Consider the following 26321-nt stretch of genomic DNA (forward strand, 5'->3'; position numbering starts at 1 on the left):
TAAAGGTTAAGGTTTGCTGGTCTATCCGAGGAGGATTGTCATGACCATGCATATTCAACTTCCCATCAGCGGCATGAGCTGCGCGAACTGCGCCAGCCGGATCAGCACCGCCCTCAACAAGCTCGACGGGGTGCAGGCCACCGTCAACTTCGCGCTGGAGCAGGCGGCCATCGAACTGAGCCAGGATGCCCGGCTGCCCGAGGTGCTGGACAGCATAGAGGCGCAGGGCTACGGCTATGGCAGCGAGTCGTTGTCGTTCCAGATCAGCGGGATGACCTGCGCCGGTTGCTCGGCCCGGCTCGGCAAGATGCTGACCGCCTTGCCGGGTGTCCTCTCGGCCGATGTGAACTTCTCCCTCGAGCAGGCCCGCATCACTCTGGTACCCGGGGCGCAGACGCCGGCCTCGCTGCGTGGGCAGATCGAGGCGCTCGGCTTCGGTGCCCAGCTGGCGCAAGGCAGTGCCAGCGCCCGCCGTCAGCAGTTGCAGGAGCGTGAGGCGCAGGAGGCGGCCATCGCCCACAAGGCCTTGATCCAGGTGGTTGTCTCGGCCCTGCTGACGCTGCCGCTGCTGGTGGGGATGGTCGCCATGGCCGGGCTGCTGCCCTGGCATCTGCCAGCCTGGCTGGAGCTGGCGCTCGCCACCCCGGTGCAGTTCTGGATCGGGGCCCGCTTCTATCGCGGCGCCTGGCTGGCCCTCAAGAACCGCTCCGCCAACATGGATGTGCTGGTGGCGACCGGGACCAGCGCCGCCTACTTCTACAGTCTCTACCTGTTGCTGACCCTGGGGGCGGCCGCCAGCGGCAAGCTCTACTTCGAGGCGAGTGCCATCATCATCACCCTGATCTCGTTAGGGAAGTTGCTGGAGGCGCGCGCCCGGCGCAGCACCCAGTCCGCCATTCGCGAGCTGATGGCGCTGCGTCCCGAGACCGCTACCGTCTGGCGCGGTGAGGCGTGGCAGAGCCTCTCTGTCGACGAGGTGCTGCGCGGCGATCGGCTGCGGGTGCTGGTCGGTGAACGGGTGCCGGTGGATGGCAAGATCACCAGCGGCGAGAGCGAGCTCGATGAATCCATTCTAACCGGCGAGAGCCTGCCGGTGCTGCGCACCTTGGGTGACAGCGTGCTGGGCGGGGCCATCAACCGCTCCGGCGTGCTGGAGATCGAGGCCACCACAGTGGGGGAAGACTCCAGCCTCAGCAAGATCATCGCCCTGGTGGAGAGTGCCCAGATGGGCAAGGCCCCGCTGCAACAGCTGGTGGACAAGGTCTCCGCGGTGTTCGTGCCGGTGGTGATGGCCATCGCCCTGCTCACCTTGCTGGTGTGGTACGCCATCGGCAACGACTTCGGCCAGGCGCTGCTGGCGGCGGTGGCCGTGCTGGTGATCGCCTGTCCCTGCGCCCTGGGGCTGGCCACGCCGGCCGCCATCGTCACCGGCACCGGGGTGGCGGCGCGCCACGGCATTCTGATAAAAGACGTGGATACCCTGCAAAAAGCCCACGCCATCAAGGCGCTGATCTTCGACAAGACCGGCACCCTCACCCAGGGCAAGCCAGTGCTGGCGAGCTGGAGCGGCACCCCGGCGCAACTGCGCCTGGCCGCCGCCCTGCAACAGGCGAGTGAACACCCGCTGGCGCTGGCCATGCGTGAGGCGGTCAGTGGCGATGCCCTGCCGCAACCGGACGAGGTGGAGGTGCGGGTCGGTGCCGGCATCCTCGGCAAGGTGGCGGGTCATGAGGTGGCCATCGGCAACCCCTCCCTGCTGAGCGCGCTCGGGATCTCGATGCCGCAGCAGGATGAGGCGGACGGTGATGGCGCGACCCGGGTTTGGGTCGCCATCGACGGCGTGGCGGTTGGCATCGCCGCCCTGGCCGACACCCTGCGCCCCGAGAGCCCGGCCGCCATCGCCACTCTGCGCCAGCGCGGCATCGCCTGCTGGCTGGTGAGTGGCGATGCGCCGTCCCCCGTGGCCCATATCGCCGCCAAGCTGGGGTTGGACGGGGCCTTCGATTCTGTGCTGCCCGCCGGCAAGGTGGCCAAGGTCGAGGCGCTGCGCGCCCAGGTCGATGGCCTGGTGGCCATGGTCGGGGACGGGGTGAACGACGCCCCGGCTCTGGCGGCGGCCGATGTGGGGATCGCCATGGGCTCAGGCTCCGACGTGGCGATGGAAACCGCCTCCATCACTCTCATGAGATCGGATCCGCGGCTGGTAGCCGACGCCATCGACATCTCGGCGGCGACCTGGCGCACCATACAGCAGAATCTGTTCTGGGCCTTCGTGTTCAACATCATCGGCATTCCGCTGGCCGCTTTTGGCTACCTCAGCCCCGAACTGGCGGGGGCGGCCATGGCCCTGAGCAGCATCACCGTATTGAGCAATTCCCTGTTACTGAAACGCTGGCAGCCCAAGGCGGCGAGCCATGCTGGCACTCATTCGAACATTTAAGGAGGCACAGATGAACATCAGCAAGGTTGCCAAGGCCACCGGCCTGACCGCCAAGACCATCCGCTACTACGAGAGCATCGGCCTGATCGCGGCGCCCGTGCGCAGCGATAACGGCTACCGCAGCTATAACGATGGGGCGCTGCGGGAGCTGCGCTTCGTCAAGCGGGCGCGGGAGACGGGCTTCAATCTGGAGGAGTGCCAGGAGTTGCTGGCACTCTACCGGGACGAGCACAGGACCAGCGCCCAGGTGAAGAAGCTGGCGCAGGAGAAGATCGTCGACTTGCGGGCCCGCATCCAGGGTCTGCAGGCCATGCTGGCCTCCCTCGAGGAGGTGGTGGGCTGCTGTCACGGTGACGAGAGCCCTGAGTGCCCCATCCTCGACGAGCTGGATCGTGGCTGATCTGGCCGGGGTTGCCGGGTCGGCCCGCGCTCGTGGCGGGCCCGGCGGTCTCCCGGCCTGAGCCGGTGCCGATCGGATGCTTACCGCGCGCTGGCTGAGCGGCAGCATAATAGCGGGCAATTGATTGTTGGCCTGGAAGGGGGAGTGCTAAACTGCCCGGCTCTTGTACAGGGAGTATCCAGTTGACCCAGAGTGTCACACGCCAGGTGCGGCAAGCCATCATGGCCCAACTCTATGCCCACGCCTCGTTCAGCCTGCCTTGTCTGGCGCTGTTGGCGCTCGGCTGGAGCCTGTTGTTTCACGACTATCTGCCGGCCGGGGAGGCGCTGGGTTGGCTGGGGCTGATCTGCCTGCTGCTGCTGGCACGCTGGTGGCACCTGCGCTGGCGCCGGCCAAGGCTGGCGCAGATCCCATTGCCGGTGCTGGAGCGGGAGCTGTTCATCGGGGTCACCATCACCTCCATCCTCTGGGCGCTCGGGGTGCTGCTCTACATGGATCGGCTGCCCGACACCTATCGCGCCGCCATGATGATGCTCGCCAGCCTGATCCTCACCGGCAGCGCCATCATGCTGTTCGGCTGTCGCCGTGCGCTCTACGGCGCCGTGCTGCCGCTTGGCCTCGCCATGCTGTTCGAGCTGGGGGGTGGCAACGAGCAGGAACGCCTCGTCTCCTGCCTGCTGGCGGGTTACCTGTTCGTGTTTCTGCCGACCCTGTTGCGCCGCCTGCGGCGGGATCAGGTGGCCTCCCTCTATCACCGCTTCGCCAACGCGGATCTGGTGGCCGAGCTCAAGACGGTGTCCGAGCACCTCAGGCTCACCTCCCGGCTGGACGGGCTGACCGGCATCGCCAACAGAGCCCACCTCGACGACACGCTGGCACGCGCCTGGCGTCGCTGCCAGCGGGCCAGGGCGCCCCTCTCCCTAGTGCTGGTGGACGTGGATTACTTCAAGCAGTTCAACGATCTCTACGGCCATCAGCTGGGGGACGACTGCCTGCAACAGGTGGCCTGCCTGCTGGCCGAGGTGCTGCGACGGGAGGACGATCTGGCCGCCCGCTACGGCGGGGAGGAGTTTGCCCTGCTGCTGCCCTGCACCGGCCTGCAGGGGGCCATCCAGATCGCCGAGCAGGTGCGCAGGGCCCTGCGTTCCCTGGGCATCCCGCACCAGAAATCCCTGGTCTCCGGCCGGGTCAGTTGCAGCTTCGGGGTGGCCACCCTGGTGCCGGATCCCAGCCTCTCGACCGCCGAGCTGATCCAAAAAGCGGATGCGGCGCTCTATCAGGCCAAGCATAATGGGCGGGATCGTATCGAAGTAGCCTTGATGGGTAAGGTTGCCTGAGTTTCACATGACAGATTTAAAGAGGTCGTCTATGCAATGTCATCGTATCGAAGAGCTGCTGGAGCTGCTGCAGCCCGCCTGGATCAAGGAACAGGATCTCAGCCTGGTGCAGTTCGTCAGCAAACTGGCGGCAGAGGCCGGTTATGACGGCGCCCTGGCCGAGCTGACCGACGACATGCTGATCTACCACCTCAAGATGCGGGAGTCCGACAAGCAGGCGATGATCCCGGGCCTGGCCAAGGATCATGTCCCCGACTTCAAGGAAGCCCTGCTCAAGGCGCGCGGCATCAAGTAAAGCTTGCTCCTGCGGTAGGCTTTGAGGTTTTCAAAAGAATCTCTAAAAAGAGCCCATAGTCAACCGACTATGGGCTCTTTTTGTTAGCCGAAATTGCGACAACACTCGAACTATAGATACATTTAACCCACACAATTAGCAGGCTGTTTAAGATATAATCGGCTTCATAACAATATGAGTGGAGCTATGTGTTGAAATGGCCGACCAGGACAAGATCAATATCAAGGATGTCACCGGCGATGTCACCGGGACCTTCAATCCCAACACGTTCAAAGCCGGCGATGACAGGTTCAACCCCGGTAACAGCATCTATGTGAGATCCCAGACCGGCTACTGGCAGCGGGTGCGCAAGGCCATGGGCTGGTTCTTCGTCGCCCTCTTCGTCACCCTGCCCCTGCTGCGCTACGACGGCCGCCAGGCGGTGCTGTTCGATCTCGAGCACCAGCAGTTCCACATCTTCGGCGCCACCATCTGGCCGCAGGATCTGACCCTGCTGGCCTGGGTCTTCATGATCGCCGCCTTCGCACTCTTCTTCGTGACCACCTTCCTCGGCCGGGTCTGGTGTGGCTACCTCTGCCCGCAGACGGTGTGGACCTTCATGTTCATCTGGTTCGAGGAGAAGCTGGAAGGCTCCGCCAACAAGCGCCGCAAGCTGGACGCGGCCCCCTGGAGCGGCGAGAAGCTGGCTCGCAAGGGCACCAAGCATCTGGCCTGGCTCCTGCTGTCGCTCGGCACCGGCCTCACCTTCGTCGCCTACTTCCAGGATGTGTTCCAGCTGGTACCGGAATTCTTCACCCTGCAGGCGAGCGGCTGGGTCATCTTCTGGGTGCTGTTCTTCGCCGCCTGCACCTACGGCAACGCCGGCTGGATGCGCGCCATCATGTGCATCCACATGTGCCCCTATGCCCGCTTCCAGTCCGCCATGTTCGACAAGGACACCTACATCGTCGGCTACGACAGCAAGCGCGGCGAGACCCGCGGCGCCCGCAGCCGCAAGGCCGATCCCAAGGCGCTGGGGCTGGGGGACTGCATCGACTGCGATCTCTGCGTGCAGGTCTGCCCGACCGGCATCGACATCCGCGACGGCCTGCAGTACGAGTGCATCAACTGCGGCGCCTGCGTCGATGCCTGCGATCAGACCATGGATCGGATGGGCTATGCGCCCGGCCTCATCAGCTACACCACCGAGCACAAGCTGGCCCACAACGTCACTCAGGTGGCGCGGCCCAAGTTGCTCGGCTATGGCCTGGTGATGGTCATCATGCTGGGGGTGTTCGTTTACAACGCCATGTCCATCATGCCGATGGGGCTCGACATACTGCGGGATCGCAACCAGCTGTTCCGCGAGAACAGCGAGGGGCTGATTGAGAACACCTATACCCTCAAGATCCTCAACAAGACCCTGCAGCCCCAGACCTATCAGCTGGATGTAGAAGGGCTGCCGGAGCACCAGTGGTTCGGCCCGCGCGAGGTGACTCTCAAACCAGGGGAAATCTTCACCCTGCCGGTGAGTGTGGCGGTGGACCCCTTCAACCTGAAACGGCCGACCCTGGACATCCAGTTCGTGCTGAAGCGGGAAGGGGCGGCAGAGGGCGACAGCAAGGGCACCCTGCGCCAGGCCAGCAAGTTTATCAGCCGGCTGTGACGGCCTTGGCCATGAGCGGAGTGGATCCGCCATGGCGGCCGTTCTCTGCCCAGGTGCAACCCGGCCGGCTTATCGACCGGTGCCGAGGGCGGTATTCATCCGCCATCTCGGATAGAATGGGGCGCAACAGCGCCCCTTTCTCATGGTGGATGACATGCGTTTCAACTATTCCGACCTCAATCCCGATCTCATCATGGATGCGATCGATCTCAGCGGCCTGCGCATCGATTCCGGCCTCATCGAGCTCAACAGCTATGAGAACCGGGTCTACCAGTTCCAGGATGAGGATCGCCGCCGCTTCGTGGTAAAGTTCTATCGTCCCGGCCGCTGGAGCCGGGCCCAGATCCTGGAGGAGCACGGCTTCTCCGCCCGCCTCAACGAGGCGGAGATCCCGGTGGCGGCGCCGCTCGCCTTCGCCGGTGAGACTCTGCTGGAGCATCAGGGCTACCCCTTCGCCATCTGGCAGAGCGTGGGGGGCCGTCAGTTCGAGGTGGACAACCTGGAGCAGCTGGAGTGGGTGGGGCGCTATCTCGGCCGCATCCACCGCATCGGCGCCAGCCGCCCCTTCCATCACCGCGTCCGGCTGGACGTGGAGAGCATGCTGCACGAGCCGCGCCAGCTGCTGGCGGCCGGTGAGTGGGTGCCGAGCGGGCTGGCCAAGCAGTTCTTCGGGGTGCTCGACGAGCTGATCCGGCATGTCTGCGACGCCATGACCCTGGACGTGGCCCAGATCTCCCTGCACGGGGATTGCCACCCCGGCAACATACTGTGGCGCGATGGCCCCATGTTCGTCGATCTCGATGACTGCCGCACCGGCCCCGCCATCCAGGATCTGTGGATGCTGCTGTCCGGGGATCGCAACGAGCAGCTGATCCAGCTCGATACCCTGCTGGCCGGCTACGAGGAGTTCATGGAGTTCGACCCGCGGGAGCTGGCGCTGATCGAGCCACTGCGGGCCATGCGCATCGTTCACTACATGGCCTGGCTGGCCCGGCGCTGGGAAGATCCAGCGTTTCCGCGCCACTTCCCCTGGTTTGGCACCGATCACTACTGGCACCAGCAGATCGCGACCCTGCATGACCAGCTCGCCGCCCTGCAGGCCCCGCCGCTGTCACTGACGCCGGGGTGGTGATGCCAGGGATGGGGATGCTGTTTGCAGATCGCCATCCCTGAGCACGATCAGCTCGCCGCCCTGCAAGCGCCGCCGCTGTCGCTGACGCCGGGGTGGTGATGCCGTTTGCGGGTCCTCGTGCCCGCTGGCGATCCTGCCTGGCTCGCCTTGGGCATTGACGGCAAGAGGGTGACGCAATAGGCTTGGACTGCTTCGGTTCGCCGGGCGTGCCTCACAGTGATCCCTTAACAGGAAACGTCATGAAAAAAGTACTATTTTTCCTCGCTGCCATGCTGATGATCCCCATGGTTCACGCCGCCCCGGAATTCAAGGAAGGCGTCAACTATGACGTGGTTACCCAGACCGGCAGCGCCCAACCGGAAGTGCTGGAGTTCTTCTCCTACTTCTGCCCGCACTGCGCCAAGTTCGAGCCGATTGCCGAGGATCTGAAGAAGAACCTGCCGGAAGGCGTGCCGATGAAGAAGAACCCGGTGGCCTTCCTGGGTCGCGAGATGGGTCCCGAGATGCAGCGTGCCTATGCGGTCGCCAACCTGCTGAACGTGGAAGGCAAGCTGACCCCGGCCATCTTCGACAAGATCCATACCCAGCGTCAGATGCCGCAGAGCCGTGCTGACGTGAAGCAGATCTTCGTGGACAACGGCGTACCGGCCGAAGAGTTCGACGGTGCCGTCGACAGCTTCGCGGTCTCCGGCATGGTCTCCCAGTTCGATCGCAACACCGAGAGCTACAACGTGCGCGGTGTGCCGGCCTTCCTGGTCAACGGCAAGTACATGGTGAAGATTGAATCCATCACCTCCCAGGAGCAGTTCAACCAGCTGGTGAAGTACCTGCTGGCCAAGAAAGACTGATCCCGCCTGACCTCATGAAAAAAGCCCGCCGGTGCGAACCGGCGGGCTTTTTTGTTTTTTACGGCCATCTCGGCGGGCAAGGCAGACGGAGGTTAATCCGGATTCAGATCTGGCAGTCCCGCTGGGACGGCGCCGGCCGCGGCAGCCGGGTGCGACGGCTGATGGCCTCCGCCAGCCAGACCAGCAGCAGTATGGCCAGGATCAGGGTGGCCGCCTGATCGTAACGGAACAGGCTCAGGGACACATAGAGCTGCTGCCCCAAGCCGCCGGCGCCCACCACCCCGAGGATGGTGGCGGCGCGCAGGTTCATCTCGCCGCGATAGAGGCTGTAGGCCAGCCACTGGCGCGCCACTAGCGGGAACAGGCTGTACCAGAAGCTGGCGATGCGACCGGCGCCGCTCAGCTGCAGGGCGAGGCGAGGGGCCTGATCCGCATTCTCCAGCGTCTCCACGAACAGCCGTGCCAGCACCCCGGTGGTGTGCAGCGCCAGCGCCAGTATGCCCGCCACCGGCCCCAACCCGACCGCGATCACCAGCAGGCTGGCGAAGATGAGCTCGGGCACGGAGCGCAGCAGGTTGAACAGCAGTCGCAGCGGCCAGCAGTGACGGGCGAGGCAGGCCAGCGGCAGGGCCAGCAGGGCGCTCAGCAGGGTGCTCAGCAGCGCCATCTGCACCGTATCGAGAAGGCCGGTGCCCACCGTCAGCAGGAAGGGCGTCGACCAGTCCGGCTGCAGAAACTCGCCGATGAACTGCCCCACTCCGCCGAAGGAGAAGCTCAGCATGCGCCAGTCGAGCTGGTGGAACGCCAAGGCGCCGGCCAGCCCCAGGCAGGCCAGCAGTTGCAGCCCGGGGGAGCGGCTGTGGCGCAGCCAGGCGCTGAGGCCGTCGGCCAGGGTCACCAGCAGGATGAAGGCCAGCAGCAGGGTCACCACCTCGCCGCCGGCAAACATGCGCAGGGAGAGTTCGAGCTGCTGGCCGAGCCCGCCGGCGCCGACGAAGCCCATGATGACGGAGGCGCGCAGGGCGCACTCCCAGCGATAGACGGTGTAGGAGAGCAGCTCCTGGCGTACCGCGGGCAGCACGCCATACCAGAGCGCCTGCAGGCGGCCGCTGCCACTGAGCAGCAGGGCGCGGGCCGGTTGCAGGGCGCCACTCTCCATGATTTCGTTGTAGACCTTGGCCAGCATGCCGCCGTAGCTGACGGCGATGGCCAGGATGGCGGCCAGGGGCCCGAGCCCGGACAGCCGCACGAACAGCAGCGCCCAGATGAGCTCGGGCAGGCTGCGCAGCAGGATGGCGATCAGCCGGCTGAGGGTCCGCAAGGCGCCGCGCAGCGGGCTGGGAATGGGACCCAGCTCGGCCAGCGACAGGGCGCGGGAGCCGAGCAGGGCGAACGGGACGCCGAGCAGCAGGGCACCGGCCAGCCCCAGGGTGGCGACCGCCAGGCTCTCCAGGGCAGCGCTCAGGGTCAGGCCGAGAAAGTCCTGATCTATGCGGGGTGGCCAGCTGGTGGCGAGGAAGTTGCCCATCTGCCGCCAGCTCTGGCCGTCGAACAGTCCGAGCCAGCCCTCGGCATGCTGCCACAGGCTGAAGCCGATCAGCGCCAGCAGCCAGGGCAGGGGATGGCGCCAGCGATCCGTCAGCCCAGGCACGCATCCACCTCGTCGTCGCCGGCGTAGAGCGCGCTCAGCATGGCCGGGGTGACCGCCTGGGCGGGGCAGTCGAACTGCACCCGTCCCTCGCGCAGGCCTATGATGCGGGGGAAGCGCTCGAGCGCCAGTTCGACCGCATGCAGGTTGGCGATGAGCGTGCTGCCCTGGGCGCGGGCCTGGGTCAGCAGGGCGTCCAGGCTGCTGCGGGCGAGCACGGGGTCGAGGGCGGAGACAGGCTCATCGGCCAGGATCAGCTCCGGCTGCTGATAGAGCACCCGGGCTATGCCGACCCGCTGCAACTGGCCGCCGGAGAGCTCGCCGCAGCGCTGCTGCCACTTGTCGGCGAGGCCGAGGCGGGCCAGCTCGGCCCTGGCCCCCTCGGGGTCGCAGGGGCGCAGCAGCGAGAGCAGGGCGCGGCCGAGGGACCACTGGCCCAGCCTGCCGGCCAGCACGGCGGTCAGCACCGGCTGGGAGGCGGGCAGGGGCGGCTGTTGCCAGACCATGCCGATCCGGCTGCGCAGCCGCTGGCGGGCGTGGCTGGAGAGCGCCCAGGGATCCTGCCCCCAGAGACTGAGGTTGCCCTCCCCGCGCAGCTCGGTGCCGAGCAGGCGCAGCAGGCTGGTCTTGCCCGCCCCGCTCGGCCCTATGATGGCGACGCATTCACCCGCCTCCAGCCGCAGGCTGAACGGGTGCAGGATGCGGCTCTGACCGAGCCGCAGTCCCTCCCCTGACAAGGCGACGGCGATCACTTCAGCAGGCCGGCCTGGGTCGCGGCGGCTTCGATGCCTAGGTAGTTCTCAGGCTTGGTCTCGATGAAGCGGCTGGCCCGTTGCAGCTTGAGTATCTCGGCCTGGGCCGGAACGGCGGGATCCAGCTTGAGGAAGGCCTGCTTGATCTTCTCCTGCAGCGCTGGGTCCAGGTCGCCGCGCACCGTCCAGTTGTAGTCAAAATAGGTCGGCGTGGTCCAGATCACCTTCACCTTGGCGGTATCGACCTTGCCCTCTTCCACCAGCTTGTCCCACACGGAGGCGTTGAGCGCACCGGCCGGCACCTTGCCGGAGGCGACCCAGGCGACGGTGGCGTCGTGGGCGCCGGAGAAGGCGACGTGGGCGAAGTCACGCTCCGGCACTATGCCTTGCTCGGCCAGGAAGTGGCGCGGCATCAGGTGGCCCGAGGTGGAGGAGGGGGAACCGAACGCGAAGTCCTTGCCCTTGGTGTCGGTCAGGGTCTTGATGCCGCTGTCCGCGTTGGCGATGAACTTGGAGGTGAACTGGGCATCTTCCTGACGCTGCACCAGCGGCACTACCTTGTCGGCCCGGCGATGGGCCTGCACGTAGGTGAAGCCCCCGAGCCAGGCCATGTCGAGCTTGCCGGAGGCCAGCGCCTCCACCACGGCGGCGTAGTCGTTGACCGGCACGAACACCACCTCGCGGCCGGTCTGCTCAGCCAGGTAGTCACCCAGCGGGGCAAACTTGCGCTGTAGCTCGGTGGGAGCCTCGTCCGGAATGGCGGAGACGCGCAGCGGCTCGGCGGCGGTGGCACCCAGGCTGGCGAGCAGGGTGGTGAGGGCAAACATCCATTTACGAGTCATGGCAGTTCCTTGTGGTCTGTCGTTCGGGCAAGAGAAAGGCCCGACAACTGTCGGACCTGGCAAGTGAATCATGGTAGGGCGCCGGCGGCGTGATGCACAAGGCGGCGCCCCTAAAAAGCTACCTTACACCCCGACGTGAAACGCCTGCTTGAGGTTGCGGATGAAGTCCGCATCCCGGCACAGGGTCTTGCCCGGGCTGTCGGAGATCTTGGCGACCGGGCCGCCGTTGCACTCCATCAGCTTGAAGACGATGTTCATCGGGCTGACGCCGGGCAGATCGCAGGTGAGCTTGGTGCCGATGCCGAAGCTGGTGTTGATGCGGCCGCGGAAGTGGCGGAACAGCTGCACCGCCTTGTCGAGGTTGAGGCCGTCGGAGAACACCAGCGTCTTGTCTCTGGGGTCTATGCCGAGCCGCTGATAGTGGCTGATGGCCTTCTCGCCCCACACCACGGGATCGCCGGAGTCGTGGCGCAGGCCCTGGTAGCGGCTGGCCAGCTCGAAGTCGAAGTCGCGCAGGAAGGCATCCATGGTGATGCAGTCGGTCAGGGCGATCCCCAGGTGGTTGGTGAACTCGTCCAGCCAGCTGGTGAGGGCCGCACGCTGGCTGTGCTCCAGCGGGAAGCCGAGCTGCTGGTGGGCCTGGAACCATTCGTGGGCCTGGGTGCCCACCGCCGGCAGCCGGTATTTCTGGGCCAGCTGGTAGTTGCTGGTGCCCTTGAATGCCGGCAGGCGCTCCTTGAGACGGCCCACCACGGCATCCTGCACCGCGTGGGAGAAGCGGCGGCGAGTACCGAAGTCGATGAGGTTGAAATCCTGCATCTCCGCCGGGCTCAGCTCATGCTCCAGCTTGTCGATCTTCTGATCCAGCCGATCCAGCGCCTGGCTCACCCCGAACTGGGGATAGCGGAAGCGGTTGCGCATCTCGCTGATGATGGCGAGCACAGGGATTTCCCACAGGATCACGTCCTGCCAGGGGCCCTCGACCCGCACATTGATGCGACCATCCTGCTCGAACACCCGCAGCAGGGAGGCGTCGAGCGGCTTGCGGCGCAGGTGATCGAGGTAATCGGCGGTGAAGAAGGGGCGCTCGGCCAGGAAGTCGAGCTCGGGCTTGGTCAGCCGCAGGGAGCCGGCGAGGTGCAGCTGCTCCTCGATCTGGCCCATCATGGGCAACAGATCCTCTTCGTTGCGGCTGTGGAACTCGGCCACCACCTCGGCATCCGGATAGCGATGGAACACGGCCTGCTGCATGTGCAGCTTGTAGGCGTCGGTGTCGAGCAGGCTGGTGAGAATCGGCGGCATATCAGACTCCCCGCAGGCTGGTGAGCGCGATGACGTTCCCCTGCCGCATAGGTAATTTGCAGGCATCGGTGTCGAGCAGGCTGGTGAGGATAGGAGGCATATCAGTATCCTGGCAGGCGGGTGACCTGCCGCATGGGTAAGTTGCAGGCGCCGGGCAGGCTGGTGAGAGTGATGGGCATGTCAGGCGTCCAGCAGGCGTTGTACATCGGTCAGGGTCTGGACCAGTTCGGCGCCAGCCTCGATCATCTGGGTGCGGGCCTGGGCCACCGTCTCGGGGTTGATGCCACGGCAGGCGTCGAGATGAACAATAACCCGCAGGCCGGCCCGGCGCAGTTGCAACACGCTGGTCTTGACGCAGTAGTCGGTGGCGAGGCCGCCGACCAGCACAGTGCTGACGCCGCGGGACTGCAGAAACTCGATGAGGCCTGTACTGCGCCGCTCGGCCAGGTCGTGGAAGCAGGCGCCGTAGGGATGCAGATCCGGCTCGACCCCCTTCCAGACGAAGAAGTCGTAATCGATGGGGGTGGGCAGGCCGTCCAGCAGCTCGAAGCCAGGGGTGCCCGGCACGCAGTGCACCGGCCAGCTGAGGTCGGCGTTGGGCAGATCCAGCGGCTGCAGCATGTCGGCGGGGTCAGAGACGGCCCAGGCGGCATTGCGGGGATGGGCATCCTTGCTGCCTGCCCGCAGGCTGGCGAGGCGGGCCTGGGCGTTGAGTGCAGCCACAATAGCATCCCCGCCCGCGACGGGCAGTTCGTTCGGGCAGAGGGGGGTGAAGCCCTTCTGCGCATCAATATCCAGGCTGGCGACGGTTCCCATGATTGGCTCCTGCACATACTATCCTTGTGATATTATCTACCAAACATTATTGGAAGGCGAGCAGGTCAGTCAGGATGCCGAGAATGAGTCTGGATATGGTGGTGCTGCGGTTGAACGAGGAGCGGCTCGAGCTGCTCCTCGAGACCCGCGATCGCCCCCCCTTTGCCCATAGCTGGCAGTTGCCCGCGCTGCGCATCGACGAGACGCGGGACCGGGATCTGGACGCCGCCCGCCATCGCCTGCTGGCGGAGTGGGGGCTGGGCCACTGCTACAGCGAGCAGGTCTGCACCCTCGGCAATCTGGAGCGGGATCCCCGCGGCTGGTCCACCACCCTGGTCTACCTGTGCCTGGTCGAGCCTGAGGTGGAGGCGGTGCGCGGCTGCTGGCATCCGCTCTCTGTCTTGCCGGGCCTCGGCCTCGCCTTCGACCACGGCCAGCTGATCGCCAAGGGGCTGGAGCGGCTGCGCATCAAGAGCCGCTACAGCACCCTGCCACTGCAACTGCTTGGCCCCGAGTTCACCCTCTCCGAGGTGCAGCGCGCCTTCGAGGTCATCCTGCAGACCCCAATGAATACGGCGGCGTTTCGCAAGCGCATCCACCGCGCCGATATCCTGGTGGATACCGGCCGCAAGCGCACCGGCAAGCAGCGCCCGGCCATCCTCTACCGGCTGGAGAGCCCCTGCTGCGTGATGTTTGATCAGGTGATGAATGGAGCCGAAGCATGAACCATAAACCGCTACGCGTGCTGGTCAGCGCTTGCCTGCTCGGGCAGCCGGTGCGGTATGACGGTCAGAGCAAGGGGATCCTCTGCGACTGGCTGAGCGCGCTGGGGGCCGAGGGGCGCACCCTGGCCTTCTGCCCCGAGGTGGCCGGTGGCCTGCCGACCCCGCGCCCGCCCGCCGAACGGCAGGGGGAGTTGGTGGTGACTCAGTCTGGGCTGGACGTGACCGCCGAATTCGATCGTGGCGCCGAGCTGGCGTTGCGGCTCTGCCAGAGCCAGGGGATCCGCTTCGCGCTGCTCAAGGAGGGGAGCCCCTCCTGCGGCAGCGGTCGCATCTACAACGGCGGCTTCGAGGGAGTTTCGATGGCGGGTGAGGGCAAGACCACGGCCCTGCTGCGGCGCCACGGCATCGCTGTCTTCTCGGAGGATCAGCTGCCCGAGCTGGCCTCGGCGCTCACCTTGGCGACCACCGCCTCGACCTGAGCCGCCGCATCGGTCTCCTGCCACTGCGCCAGCACCCTGTCCTTCTCCTGCCAGCGTTGGTTCAGCCACTGCTGGAAGCCCCGCTTGAACTGCTTGTCGTTGAAGTAATCCCCCACCAGCGGCTCGTCGACGGGTAGCTCCTCGATGCGCACCCGAATGCGCTTCATCCGCCCCATCAGGAAGTCCTTGAACGGGGTCTCGGCGTTGTCTGGATAGCTGATGGTGACGTTGATCAGGCTGTCGAACTGCTCCCCCATGGCGGCCAGGGTGAAGGCGAGCCCCGCCGCCTTGGGCGGCATCAGATGACGGTAGGCTGAGCGCACCGCATCCCGCTTGGACTCGGTGAAACGGGTGCCTTCCACGAAGTTGATGACGGTGGTGGGGATGTGGCGAAACTTCTCGCAGGCGTTGCGGGTGGTCTCTATGTCCTTGCCGCGCAGGTGCGGGTTGCGCAGCAGGAATGCCCGCGAGTAGCGGCGCATGAAGGGCATGTCCAGCCCCCAGCAGGCCAATCCCATCAGCGGGATGTAGATCAGCTCGTGCTTCATGAAGAACTTGGGCACCGGCAGCCGGTCCCTGAACAGATGACCCAGCACCACTATGTCGGTCCAGCTCAGGTGGTTGCTGACGATCAGATACCAGCCATCCTTGCGCAGCCGGGTATCGTCTTCGATCTGCCACTCGATGCGGGTGGTGAGGCGGATCACCAGGGCGTTGCAGCTCAGCCAGAAGCGCATGATGCCGTTGTTGATCCGGCTGCAGGCGTGGCTGAGGCCCGGGATCGGCAGCAGCTTGATCAGCGACACCAGCAGGATCAGGCTGGAGACCAGGATGATGAACAATATGGTCAGGCTGGCGCTGATGAGCAGCACCAGCGGGCCGGGAAGAAAGGTGAGCATGGGTGTCGTTTACTGTGTCTCGTCCGCCAGCAGTTGGCTCAGGGTCTGATCCTTCTCGTGCCAGATCCCGTTCAACCACTGTTGAAACTCTTGTTGGAACTCGGGGTCATTGAAGTAATCCCCCACCAGATTGCGTTCGATCGGCAGATAGCGCACCCGAACCTTGATTTCCCTGACTCGCCCGCACATGAAGTCCCAGTAACTGGGGATGCCGCCCGGATAGGCGATGGTCACATCCACCAGCTGGTGCAGTTGATCCCCCATGGCCGCCAGGGTAAAGGCGACCCCGCCCGCCCTCGGGTGCAGCAGATGGCGATAGGGGGCGGCCTGCTTGTCATGCTTGTGGGCGGTGAAGCGGGTGCCCTCCACGAAGTTCATCACGCTCACCGGAATGTGGCGGAACTTGGCACAGGCCTTACGGGTTGTTTCTATGTCCTTTCCCTTCAGATGAGGGCGTTTTTCCAGAAACTTTCGGGAATAACGTCGCATGAAGGGGAAATCCAGCGCCCACCAGGCCAGACCGAGAAAAGGTACCCAAATCAGTTCTTTCTTGAGGAAAAACTTCAGGAAGGGGATTTTCTGATTAAAAATCCGCTGCAATACCAGTATGTCGACCCAGGATTGATGGTTGGCAATCACCATATACCACTCATTCCGGCGCCCTTTGTCCACTCCGACCACCTCAAAAGTGGTTCTGATGATGACTTTCTGGATCAGATTGTTGAAACCTATCCAGCAGCTGGCGCAGCCATCCAGCAGGGCGTTGCAGAGGGTACGCCAGCCCCTGATCGGCAGCAGCAGCTTGACCAGGCCGAGCAGCAGTATGGGGACAAACCAGAACAGGGTATTGAGGAAATAGAGCAGGGTCGAGAGGCTGCCGCGCAGTCGCTCTATCAGCTTGTTTTGCATGAATCGAGTCCGTCTTCTTGTCTGTGGATGACCAGCAAGTGGTCAGATCTGTGGCCATAATATCAGCCGATGGCGCGCTAAACCATGTCTGGCAGCCACGGACCACATAGGACTCACTTTCCCATAATCCCAGTCATTCAGCCGCTGCGCAGGCGGGAGAGCAGCCGATCCATGGCCCTGTAGCCGAGCGCCTCGATCAGGTGTTCCTTCTCGATGGCGGGCCGGCCTGCCAGATCCGCTATGGTGCGCGACACCCTCAGTATGCGGTGCCAGGCCCGGATGCTGAGCCCCAGCTTCTGGATGGCGCTCTCCAGAAACTCGGCATCTTGCGGCGATAGTCGGCAAATATCTTCGATCTCGCGGCTATCCAGCAGGTTATTGAGCTTGCCATTGCGGCTCAGCATCCGCTCCCGCGCCGCCAGCACCCGCTCCCGGATCTGGCGGCTCGGCTCACCGCGCTCCGCCTTGCCGGTAAGGCTGCCCTTGGGCAGCAGCGGCACCTCCACCGTCAGATCGAAGCGATCGAGGAAAGGGCCGGAGAGCTTGCCGAGATAGCGCAGGATCTGATCCGGGCTGGAGCGGGTCTGGCCGTCCCCATAGTGACCGCAGGGGCTGGGATTCATGGCGCCAATCAGCTGGAAGCGGGCGGGGAAGTCCACCTGGCGCGCGGCCCGGCTGATGGTGATGTGGCCGGTCTCCAGCGGCTCGCGCAGGGAGTCGAGCACCTTGCGCTCGAACTCCGGCAGCTCGTCGAGAAACAGCACCCCGTTGTGAGCCAGGGAGATCTCGCCGGGTCTCGGGTGGCTGCCACCCCCCACCAGGGCCACCGCCGAGGCGCTGTGATGGGGCGTGCGATAGGGCCTGTGATGCCAGTGGCCGACCCGGGGAGTGAGTCCGCCGATGGAGTGGATGGCGGCGGTCTGCTGCGCCTCCTGCTCGCTCAGCGGCGGCAGTATGCCGGGCAGGCGGCTCGCCAGCATGCTCTTGCCTGTGCCGGGGGGGCCTATGAACAGCAGGTTGTGGCTGCCGGCGGCGGCGATCTCCAGCGCCCGCTTGGCCTGGGACTGGCCGATCACATCCTGCAGATCCGGCACGTCGGGCAGTGTCTCCGTGCTCTGGGGCTCTGGCAGTGGCAGCTCATACTGGCCCGCCAGCCAGGCTGTCACCGCCAGCAGCTGATGGGCGGTGCGCACCTCCGCATCCTGGATGAGGGAGGCCTCGGGGCCGTTCTCCCGCGGCACCAGCAGGGTGCGGCCCGCATCGCGGCAGGCGAGCACCGCGGGCAAGACCCCGAGCACGGGACGGATCTCGCCGGTCAGGGCCAGCTCCCCCAAAAATTCATGATCGAGCAGGTATTTTGCCGGTATCTGCTTGGAAGCGGCGAGAATGCCGATGGCGATGGCCAGATCGAAACGGCCCCCCTCCTTGGGCAGGTCGGCGGGGGCCAGGTTGACCGTGATGTGCTTGCTCGGGAACTCGAAGTTGCCGTTGAGCAGGGCGCTGCGCACCCGATCCCGCGACTCCTTCACCGAGGTTTCCGGTAATCCCACCATGTTGAAGGCGGGCAGCCCGTTGGATAAATGGACTTCCACCGTGACTTGCGGCGCCGCGATCCCCAGGCTGGCACGGCTATAAACCACAGCTAATGACATAAATCCCGTCCTTGGTTTGATGTATGTGCTGGTTAACCGTTTTTTATTAGTTTTTTGTGCCAGTCAGAGGCCGTCGGCGCGCTTGAAATCAGAGTCTTGTCAGCTAAAAAACGCTTGCCAAATAAAAATCACCGTGCTAGTTCTAATAGCTATTCGCGGTGCAAACCGCCCCGATTTCACAGGATTTCCGGTTGTAACTATGAACATGGCCTCCCGTTTCGTCAGCATTATTGTGGTCCTAGTGGTGATTATTATCTCACCGCTCGGGGCTCGTTTAGCTGCACGGAACAAGGGATAGACCCACCACCGGACAGAACGAAACAAGCGACCCCCGAGCCTCACGGCTCGGGGGTTTTTTTTCGACCAAAGGACAGGATTTCCACATGAACGGCGCGCAGTTTTTGGTACAGGCTCTCAAGAAACAGGGTGTGACCCAGGTGTTTGGTTACCCGGGCGGGGCCATCATGCCGGTCTACGATGCCCTGTATGACGGTGGTCTGGCCCATCAGCTCTGCCGCCACGAGCAGGGTGCCGCCATGGCGGCGGTGGGCTATGCCCGCGCCTCCGGCCGGGTGGGGGTCTGCATCGCCACCTCGGGCCCGGGCGCCACCAACCTGGTGACCGGGTTGGCGGAGGCGCTGCTCGATTCTGTGCCGCTGGTGGCCATCAGTGGCCAGGTGGCTTGCGCCGCGGTGGGCACCGATGCCTTCCAGGAGGTGGACGTGCTCGGCATGTCGCTCTCCTGCACCAAGCACTCCTTCATGGTGACCGACCCCGCCGATCTGGGGCGGGTGCTGGCCGAAGCCTTCGCCATCGCCACCGAAGGCCGCCCCGGTCCCGTGCTCATCGATTTCCCCAAGGATATCCAGCTGGCCGCCGTGCCCACCCTGAGCCCGCTGTTTGCGGTGGCGGAGCCGGAGGCCCTCAACCCGGCCGAGATCGGCGCGGCCCGCGCCCTGCTGGCGGCCGCCGAGCGCCCCGTGCTCTACGTCGGGGGTGGGGTCGGCATGGCCAATGCCGAGGCCGAGCTGCGCGAGTTTGCCGCCACCAGCGGCATGCCGGCGGTCACCACCCTCAAGGGGATAGGGGCGCTGGATCCCGATAGCCCCGTCTATCTCGGCATGCTCGGCATGCACGGCACCAAGGCCGCCAACTACGCGGTGCAGCAGTGTGATCTGCTGCTGGTGGTGGGCGCCCGTTTCGATGATCGGGTGACCGGCAAGCTGGACGAGTTCGCCCCCCACGCCAGGGTGGTCCATCTGGACGTGGACGCCGCCGAGTTCGGCAAGCGCCGCGCCGCCGAGGTGGGCATCACCACGGATCTGAGGCTGGTGCTGCCGGCGCTGGCCATGGCCCTCGACATCGCACCCTGGCGCGAGCACTGCGCCGCCATGGCACGGGAATATGCGTTTCGCTACGACCACCCCGGCCAACCCATCTATGCCCCAGCCCTGCTCAAGCAGCTCTCCGAGCGCCTGCCCGAGAGCAGCGTGGTGGCCTGCGACGTGGGCCAGCACCAGATGTGGGTGGCCCAGCACATGCGCTTCACCAGCCCGCGCAACCATCTCTCCAGCGCCGGCCTCGGCACCATGGGCTTCGGCCTGCCCGCCGCCATCGGCGCCAAGATGTCGCGGCCGGATGATGAGGTGGTGCTGGTGAGCGGTGACGGCTCCTTCATGATGAACGTGCAGGAGCTCGGCACCATACGCCGCGCCCAGCTCAAGGTGAAAATGGTGCTGATCGACAACCAGCGTCTCGGCATGGTGCGCCAGTGGCAGGAGCTGTTCTTCGACGGCCGCTACAGCGAGACCATACTCTCGGACAACCCGGACTTCATCGCCCTGGCCGCCGCGTTCGGCATCCCCGGCGAGACCATCAGCTGCAAGGCGGAGATAGCGCCGGCACTGGGCCGTCTGCTGGCGAGCGAGAGCGCCTACCTGCTGCATGTTGCGATTTCAGAGGAAGAAAACGTCTGGCCCCTGGTGCCACCAGGAGTCGCCAACCACAAGATGATGGAGCAACGCCCATGAACCAGCACACATTGCATATTCACGCCCAGCCGAGACCCGAAGTGATGGAGCGGGTGCTGCGGGTGGTGCGCCACCGCGGCTTCGCGCTCTGCGCCCTCAATATGGAGCAGGATTGCCAACAGCTGCGGATCACGGTTACTGTCGAGTCGGTGCGTCCCATCCAGCAGTTGTGGAGCCAGCTGGTCAAGCTGGTGGACGTCTCCCGGGTCGATGCACTGGAACAGCAGCCCCGGATCAGCGCTTAAGGAGCAAAGCCAATGTCACAGCCTTCCCACCCCCAGTACATCTGGTTCAACGGCAAACTGGTGCCCTGGCAAGATGCCCAGGTCCACGTCATGAGCCACGCCCTGCACTACGGCTCCTCGGTGTTCGAGGGAGTGCGTGCCTACGACACCCCCAGGGGAACCTGCATCTTCCGCCTGCAGGAGCACACCCGTCGCCTGTTCGACTCCGCCAAGATCTACTGGATGGACGTGCCCTACAGCGAGGCCGAGGTGAATGACGCCTGCCGCACCGTGGTGCGCGAGAACGGCCTCAAGAGCGGCTATCTGCGCCCGCTGGCCTTTGTCGGCAACGTGGGGCTTGGGCTGCATCCGCCGCTGGATGCCAAGGCGGATCTCATGGTCGCCGCGCTGCCCTGGGGCGCCTACCTCGGTGAGGAGGGGCTCAAAAACGGGGTGGATGTGTGCGTCACCTCCTGGAGCCGGCTCGCGCCCAATACCATCCCCACCGGTGCCAAGGCCGGCGGCAACTATCTCTCATCCCAGCTGATCAGCCGGGAGGCCAAGCGCAACGGCTTCGCCGAGGGGCTGGCGCTGGACGTGAACGGCTATCTGAGCGAGGGGGCCGGGGAGAACCTGTTCCTGGTGAAGAACGGCGTGCTGTTCACCCCGCCCGCCGCCGCCGCCATCCTGCCCGGCATCACCCGCGACACCATAATGACGCTGGCTAAAGATCTGGGCTATGAGGTGCGCGAGCAGGCGCTGCCGCGCGAAGCGCTGTACGTGGCGGACGAGATCTTCATGACCGGCACCGCCGCCGAAGTCACGCCGGTGCGATCCGTGGATCGGATGAAAGTCGGGGCCGGGAGCCGTGGCCCCGTGACTGAGCGGCTGCAGAATGCCTTCTTCGGCCTGTTCAACGGCCAGACCGAGGACAAGTGGGGTTGGCTGACCCCGGTCAACGACTGATCGAAGGCTGAGCGGGCGATCCGTCGCCCGATCTCAGACAAGAGTCGGCTATGGCAAGGGCAGGTCCCTTGCCACAACCGATTTGCAGTGACAGTTTTGCATCACTAATTTGCCCAACCGGGCTCATGTATTCAGGGAGTAGAGACAATGCCGAAGTTGAGATCCGCCACCACCACCCACGGACGTAACATGGCCGGGGCCCGCGCCCTCTGGCGTGCCACCGGCATGACAGATCAGGATTTTGGCAAGCCCATCATAGCCGTGGTCAACTCCTTCACCCAGTTCGTACCTGGCCACGTTCACCTCAAGGATTTGGGCCAGCTGGTGGCCCGCGAGATCGAAGCCGCGGGTGGCGTCGCCAAGGAGTTCAACACAATCGCCGTGGATGACGGCATCGCCATGGGCCACGGCGGCATGCTCTATTCGCTGCCGTCCCGGGAGCTGATCGCCGACTCGGTGGAGTACATGGTCAACGCCCACTGCGCCGATGCCATGGTCTGCATCTCCAACTGCGACAAGATCACCCCGGGGATGCTGATGGCCGCCCTGCGCATCAACATACCCGTGATCTTCGTCTCCGGCGGCCCCATGGAGGCGGGCAAGACCAAGCTCTCCGATCAGATCATCAAGCTGGATCTGGTGGATGCCATGATCCAGGGGGCCGATCCCAAGGTCTCCGATGCCCAGAGCGATCAGATAGAGCGCAGTGCCTGCCCCACCTGTGGCTCCTGCTCCGGCATGTTCACCGCCAACTCCATGAACTGCCTGACCGAGGCGCTCGGCCTCTCCCAGCCGGGCAACGGCTCCATGCTGGCGACCCACGCCGATCGCGAGCAGCTGTTCAAGCTGGCGGGCCAGCGCATCGTCACCCTGGCCAAGCGCTGGTATGAGCAGGATGACGAGACAGCCCTGCCGCGCAACATCGCCACCAAGGCGGCGTTCGAGAACGCCATGGCGCTGGACATCGCCATGGGTGGCTCCACCAATACAGTGCTGCACCTGCTGGCGGCGGCGCAGGAGGCCGGGGTGGACTTCACCATGGCCGACATCGACCGCATGTCGCGCAAGGTGCCCCAGCTGTGCAAGGTGGCGCCCTCTACCCAGAAGTACCACATGGAAGACGTGCACCGCGCCGGTGGCGTGGTCGCCATCCTGGGCCAGCTGGAGAAGGCGGGTCTGGTGCACGGCGATACCCGCACCGTACTGGGCGGCTCCCTGGCCGAACTGCTCAACGAATACGACGTCAGCCGCCAGCCGAGCCAGGAGGTGGTGGACTTCTACCGCGCCGGTCCGGCCGGGATCCGCACCACCAAGGCGTTCAGCCAGGATTGCCGCTGGCCCGAGCTGGATGTGGACAGAGCCGAGGGCTGCATCCGCTCGCTGGACAATGCCTACAGCCTGGAGGGCGGCCTGGCCGTGCTCTCCGGCAATCTGGCCCTTGATGGCGCCATCGTCAAAACGGCCGGCGTGGATGACGAGAACCTCTGCTTCCGTGGCCCGGCCCGGGTATTCGAGAGCCAGGACACCGCCGTCGCTGGCATCCTGGACGGTACGGTCAAAGCCGGTGAAGTGGTGGTGATCCGCTACGAAGGGCCCAAGGGCGGTCCCGGCATGCAGGAGATGCTCTATCCCACCACCTATCTCAAGTCCATGGGATTGGGCAAGCAGTGCGCCCTGATCACCGATGGCCGCTTCTCTGGCGGTACCTCGGGTCTCTCCATCGGCCACGTCTCGCCCGAGGCGGCCTCCGGCGGCACCATAGGGTTGGTGGAGGATGGCGACATCATCAACATCAATATTCCGGCTCGCAGCATGGTGCTGGAAGTGGCCGACAGTGTGCTGGCCGCCCGCCGCGTTGCCGCCTCGGCCCGTGGCTGGAAGCCGCTGGACCGTCAGCGTCAGGTCTCCTTTGCCCTGCGCGCCTACGCCATGCTCGCTACCAGTGCCGACAAGGGCGCGGTACGAGATCGCAGCAAGCTGGAGGAGTGATGATGACACTTAAGGCAAATTACCCGTATTCCGTCTGTGCCGTGCCGAGCATGGTGCGCGTTCATTCCGGCAAGGCGGAGGAGTAACCATGGTCTCTGCGGCAGATTATCTACGCAAGGTGTTGCTCTCCCCCGTCTATGAGGCGGCGCGGGTGACCCCCTTGCAGACCCTTAAAAAATTGTCCGAACGGCTCGGCAACCAGGTCTCCCTCAAGCGGGAAGACTTGCAGCCGGTGCACTCCTTCAAGCTGCGCGGTGCCTATCACAAGATCGCGACCTTGAGCGCCGAGCAGAAGGCGAACGGTGTGGTGGCGGCCTCTGCCGGCAACCATGCCCAGGGGGTCGCCCTGTCGGCGGCCAAGCTCGGCATCAAGGCCATCATAGTGATGCCCAAGACCACGCCGGACATCAAGATAGATGCGGTGCGCCGGCTGGGTGGCAACGTCATGCTGTTTGGCAATAGCTTCGACGAGGCCTATGCCGAGAGCCGCCGCCTCTCCGAACTGGAGGGCTACACCCTGATACCGCCGTTTGACGACGTCGAGGTGATCGCGGGCCAGGGTACCATCGGCAAGGAGCTGCTGGAGCAGGATACCCACCTCACCCACGTGTTCGTGCCTGTGGGGGGCGGCGGCCTGGCCGCCGGTGTGGCCGTCTACATCAAGCAGCTGCTGCCGGATGTGAAGGTGATCGGGGTGGAGGCGGAAGGCTCCGCCTGCCTCAAGGCCGCCATGGAAGCCGGCGAGCCGGTCAATCTGGATCGGGTCTCGCTGTTTGCCGACGGTGTGGCGGTCAAGCGCATCGGCACAGAGACGTTTCGTCTGTGCAACCAGTATCTGGACGAGGTGGTGACCGTCTCCAACGACCAGATCTGCGCCGCGCTGAAAGATATCTTCGACGACTGCCGCGCCATCGCCGAACCCTCTGGCGCCCTGTCGCTGGCGGGGCTCAAGGCCTACAGCGAGCGTGAGCAGGTCAAGGGCGGCCGGATGGCGGCCATTCTGTCCGGTGCCAACGTCAACTTCCACAGCCTGCGCTACGTGTCGGAGCGCTGCGAGATAGGCGAGAAGCGCGAGGGCATGCTGGCGGTGACCATACCCGAGCGCAAGGGGGCCTTCCTCGACTTCTGCCGCCAGCTCGGCCCGCGCATGGTGACCGAGTTCAACTACCGCTACGCGGATGCGGCCCAGGCCTCCCTGTTCGTCTCGGTGCGCCTCACCGGCGGCGACGAGGAGTTGACCCAGATCCAGCATCAGCTGGAGGGAAATGGCTACCCTGTGGTCAACATGACCGAGAGCGAGCTGGCCAAGAACCACGTGCGCTACATGATTGGCGGCCGCCCGGCCCGGCCCCTCGGTGAACGGCTCTACAGCTTCAAGTTCCCGGAGCAGCCGGGCGCCCTGATGCGCTTCCTGGAGACCCTGGGCTGTCGCTGGAACATCAGCCTGTTCCACTACCGCAACCACGGTGCCGACTATGGTCGGGTGCTCTGTGCCTTCGAGCTGCCGGATGAAGACGTGGCCGCCTTCCACGACTACCTGCACGAGATTGGCTACGGCTGGAAGGAGGTGAGCGACGATCCCGCCTACCGGCTGTTCCTGGCCAGCTAGGGAGGATGGCCACCGGCCTCTGCCCAGACCCGAAACCGGAGAGCCCAGCTCTCCGGTTTTTTTTGAGGGGCAGGGGGTGCAGGGGAGAACATCTGTCGATAATGTCGCCAATATCACACTCCTGAGTCCCTGGTCGTTTGAGGCTTGCAACAGATGGGATAACCTGAGTAAGGGGCTAGGTTCAGGGCCCCGTCAGGGAAGAGAGGCGCATCCGGCGTCATAACAATTCATTGCAGGGGCTCATCCATGAACAAATCTACGCTCGCCGTCCTGATCGGCGGTCTGATGGCTACGGGGGCGCTGCAGGCCGCGCCGCAAGACAACACCTGGTATGCCGGTGGCAAGGCCGGTTGGTCCAATTTTTACGGGGTGGATTACGACGATCAGGTCAAGGAGGTGCTCGATACCTTCGATCCCGGCCAGGATCACAGCGATCTCGGCCTTGGCGCCTTCGTGGGCTATCAGGTCAACAGGAATGTGGCCGTCGAGCTGGGGTATGACTGGCTCGGCAAGTATCAGGTCGATCAGCGCTTCAGCAGCAACGGGGTCGAGGCGGGACTGGATGGGGAGGCCAAGGCGCAGATGATCCAGGCCACCATGAAGATCGGCTTCCCGGCGACCGAGACCCTGGACATCTATGGCCGGCTGGGGGGCGCCTATGCCTGGACCGATAGCTCCATCAGCGCCTGGGCCAACGATGGCACCAGCAACCTCACCGAGTCGGGTGGCGGCAAGTATCACGGCGCCGCCTTCGTCGGCGCACTCGGTCTGGAATATGCCATCGACAAGGATTGGTCCGCCCGCCTCGAATACCAGTACACCACTCCGCTCGGCAAGACCTCGCTCGATGAGTCCGGCATAGAGCTGGACAACGGCCTGCTGGCGGTCGGCATGGTCTATCACTTCAACCAGATCGGCGACGAACCCGTGGCCCCGACCCCACCCCCCGCCGCTGTCGTGGCGCCCGTGCTGGTCGAGAAGCAGTTCAGCCTGAACTCGGACGTATTGTTCGAGTTCAACAAGGCGACCCTGAGACCCGAGGCGAGCCAGGCGCTGGATAGCCTGTTCGCCCAGATAGTGGCCGCCAACCCGAAAGACGGGGTCGCGACCGTGATCGGTCATACCGACAGGCAGGGGTCCGACGCCTACAACCAGTCCCTGTCTGAGCAACGTGCCCGCAGCGTGGCCGACTATCTGGTCGCCAAGGGACTGTTTGCCGACAAGGTGCGGGCAGAGGGGCGCGGAGAGTCGTCCCCGGTGACCGGGGGCAGCTGTGGCGAGCAGTCGAGGCAGGCGCTGATCGCCTGTCTGGCGCCGGATCGCCGGGTCGAGGTGCGGCTGGAGGGGGTCTCCCAGCCCGCGCAATAAGGGGCTGCTGCAGA

At 64.9% G+C, this 26321-nt stretch carries 23 protein-coding genes; 15 read left to right on the plus strand and 8 right to left on the minus strand.

Annotated elements, in window-relative coordinates:
* The first annotated feature begins 40 nt into the window (after positions 1-40).
* The 7 genes from EL255_RS00455 (at position 41) to EL255_RS00485 (ending at position 8097) form a co-directional block, all read left to right on the plus strand.
* Positions 41-2440, plus strand: a complete 2400-nt coding sequence (locus EL255_RS00455; RefSeq protein ID WP_042654449.1) for a heavy metal translocating P-type ATPase — start codon at positions 41-43, stop codon at positions 2438-2440.
* A 10-nt stretch (positions 2441-2450) separates the two neighbouring features.
* Positions 2451-2840: a Cu(I)-responsive transcriptional regulator gene (cueR, locus tag EL255_RS00460; protein ID WP_042654448.1), complete on the plus strand. Its 390-nt coding sequence runs from the start codon at positions 2451-2453 to the stop codon at positions 2838-2840.
* Positions 2841-3022: 182 nt separating this feature from the next.
* Positions 3023-4177, plus strand: a complete 1155-nt coding sequence (locus tag EL255_RS00465; protein WP_042654447.1) for a GGDEF domain-containing protein — start codon at positions 3023-3025, stop codon at positions 4175-4177.
* Positions 4178-4208: 31 nt separating this feature from the next.
* Positions 4209-4472: a YihD family protein gene (locus EL255_RS00470; RefSeq protein ID WP_042654446.1), complete on the plus strand. Its 264-nt coding sequence runs from the start codon at positions 4209-4211 to the stop codon at positions 4470-4472.
* Positions 4473-4668: 196 nt separating this feature from the next.
* Positions 4669-6117, plus strand: coding sequence for a cytochrome c oxidase accessory protein CcoG (gene ccoG / locus EL255_RS00475; RefSeq protein ID WP_042654445.1), 1449 nt, complete (start codon positions 4669-4671; stop codon positions 6115-6117).
* A gap of 142 nt (positions 6118-6259) precedes the next feature.
* Positions 6260-7249: a serine/threonine protein kinase gene (locus tag EL255_RS00480; protein WP_042654444.1), complete on the plus strand. Its 990-nt coding sequence runs from the start codon at positions 6260-6262 to the stop codon at positions 7247-7249.
* Positions 7250-7488: 239 nt separating this feature from the next.
* Positions 7489-8097 (plus strand): thiol:disulfide interchange protein DsbA/DsbL, encoded by a 609-nt coding sequence (locus tag EL255_RS00485; protein ID WP_042654443.1) that lies wholly within the window; start codon positions 7489-7491, stop codon positions 8095-8097.
* A 103-nt stretch (positions 8098-8200) separates the two neighbouring features.
* Here EL255_RS00485 and phnE read toward each other — a convergent pair whose 3' ends face one another.
* From phnE to EL255_RS00510, 5 genes are all read right to left on the minus strand, one after another.
* Positions 8201-9739: a phosphonate ABC transporter, permease protein PhnE gene (gene phnE / locus EL255_RS00490; protein ID WP_042654480.1), complete on the minus strand. Its 1539-nt coding sequence runs from the start codon at positions 9737-9739 to the stop codon at positions 8201-8203.
* The gene (locus EL255_RS00495; RefSeq protein ID WP_042654442.1) at positions 9736-10497 is read right to left on the minus strand and encodes a phosphonate ABC transporter ATP-binding protein; all 762 of its coding nucleotides are present in this window, start codon (positions 10495-10497) and stop codon (positions 9736-9738) included. The genes phnE and EL255_RS00495 overlap by 4 nt, the downstream gene beginning before the upstream one ends.
* The gene (locus EL255_RS00500) at positions 10494-11339 is read right to left on the minus strand and encodes a putative selenate ABC transporter substrate-binding protein (protein WP_084228388.1); all 846 of its coding nucleotides are present in this window, start codon (positions 11337-11339) and stop codon (positions 10494-10496) included. Before EL255_RS00500 ends, EL255_RS00495 begins: the two co-directional genes overlap by 4 nt.
* A 123-nt stretch (positions 11340-11462) precedes the next feature.
* Complete coding sequence (gene pncB / locus EL255_RS00505) at positions 11463-12641, minus strand: nicotinate phosphoribosyltransferase (RefSeq protein WP_042654440.1); 1179 nt, start codon at positions 12639-12641, stop codon at positions 11463-11465.
* Between the two features lie 180 nt (positions 12642-12821).
* A complete protein-coding gene (locus EL255_RS00510; protein ID WP_042654439.1) occupies positions 12822-13457 on the minus strand; it encodes a nicotinamidase in 636 nt (211 codons plus the stop codon).
* 74 nt (positions 13458-13531) lie between these two features.
* On the opposite strand from EL255_RS00510, the gene EL255_RS00515 reads away from it, so the two are divergent.
* A complete protein-coding gene (locus EL255_RS00515) occupies positions 13532-14182 on the plus strand; it encodes an NUDIX hydrolase (protein ID WP_042654438.1) in 651 nt (216 codons plus the stop codon).
* A complete protein-coding gene (locus tag EL255_RS00520; protein ID WP_042654437.1) occupies positions 14179-14661 on the plus strand; it encodes a 2-thiouracil desulfurase family protein in 483 nt (160 codons plus the stop codon). The genes EL255_RS00515 and EL255_RS00520 overlap by 4 nt, the downstream gene beginning before the upstream one ends.
* On the opposite strand, the gene EL255_RS00525 is transcribed toward EL255_RS00520, so the two are convergent.
* The 3 genes from EL255_RS00525 to EL255_RS00535 all read right to left on the minus strand — a co-directional run bounded on the left by EL255_RS00525 (position 14607) and on the right by EL255_RS00535 (position 18121).
* Positions 14607-15560, minus strand: a complete 954-nt coding sequence (locus tag EL255_RS00525) for a 1-acylglycerol-3-phosphate O-acyltransferase, YihG family (RefSeq protein ID WP_042654436.1) — start codon at positions 15558-15560, stop codon at positions 14607-14609. The genes EL255_RS00520 and EL255_RS00525 overlap by 55 nt on opposite strands.
* Positions 15561-15569: 9 nt before the next feature.
* A complete protein-coding gene (locus EL255_RS00530; protein WP_033129035.1) occupies positions 15570-16469 on the minus strand; it encodes a 1-acylglycerol-3-phosphate O-acyltransferase, YihG family in 900 nt (299 codons plus the stop codon).
* Between the two features lie 137 nt (positions 16470-16606).
* A complete protein-coding gene (locus tag EL255_RS00535; protein WP_042654435.1) occupies positions 16607-18121 on the minus strand; it encodes a YifB family Mg chelatase-like AAA ATPase in 1515 nt (504 codons plus the stop codon).
* 383 nt (positions 18122-18504) lie between these two features.
* Here EL255_RS00535 and ilvG point away from each other — a divergent pair, with 383 nt between their 5' ends.
* From ilvG to ompA, 6 genes are all read left to right on the plus strand, one after another.
* Positions 18505-20151, plus strand: coding sequence for an acetolactate synthase 2 catalytic subunit (gene ilvG, locus EL255_RS00545; protein WP_042654434.1), 1647 nt, complete (start codon positions 18505-18507; stop codon positions 20149-20151).
* Positions 20148-20396, plus strand: coding sequence for an acetolactate synthase 2 small subunit (gene ilvM, locus EL255_RS00550; RefSeq protein WP_033129032.1), 249 nt, complete (start codon positions 20148-20150; stop codon positions 20394-20396). Before ilvG ends, ilvM begins: the two co-directional genes overlap by 4 nt.
* A 12-nt stretch (positions 20397-20408) precedes the next feature.
* Complete coding sequence (locus EL255_RS00555) at positions 20409-21341, plus strand: branched-chain amino acid transaminase (protein ID WP_042654433.1); 933 nt, start codon at positions 20409-20411, stop codon at positions 21339-21341.
* A 147-nt stretch (positions 21342-21488) separates the two neighbouring features.
* Positions 21489-23330, plus strand: a complete 1842-nt coding sequence (ilvD, locus tag EL255_RS00560; RefSeq protein WP_042654432.1) for a dihydroxy-acid dehydratase — start codon at positions 21489-21491, stop codon at positions 23328-23330.
* 88 nt (positions 23331-23418) lie between these two features.
* Complete coding sequence (ilvA, locus tag EL255_RS00565) at positions 23419-24939, plus strand: threonine ammonia-lyase, biosynthetic (protein ID WP_042654431.1); 1521 nt, start codon at positions 23419-23421, stop codon at positions 24937-24939.
* Positions 24940-25185: 246 nt separating this feature from the next.
* On the plus strand, positions 25186-26307 hold the full coding sequence (gene ompA / locus EL255_RS00570) for a porin OmpA (protein WP_042654430.1): 1122 nt from the start codon (positions 25186-25188) through the stop codon (positions 26305-26307).
* Positions 26308-26321: the final 14 nt, after the last annotated feature.

Origin of the sequence: Aeromonas encheleia (assembly GCF_900637545.1) — a bacterium.
GTDB classification, from domain to species: domain Bacteria; phylum Pseudomonadota; class Gammaproteobacteria; order Enterobacterales; family Aeromonadaceae; genus Aeromonas; species Aeromonas encheleia.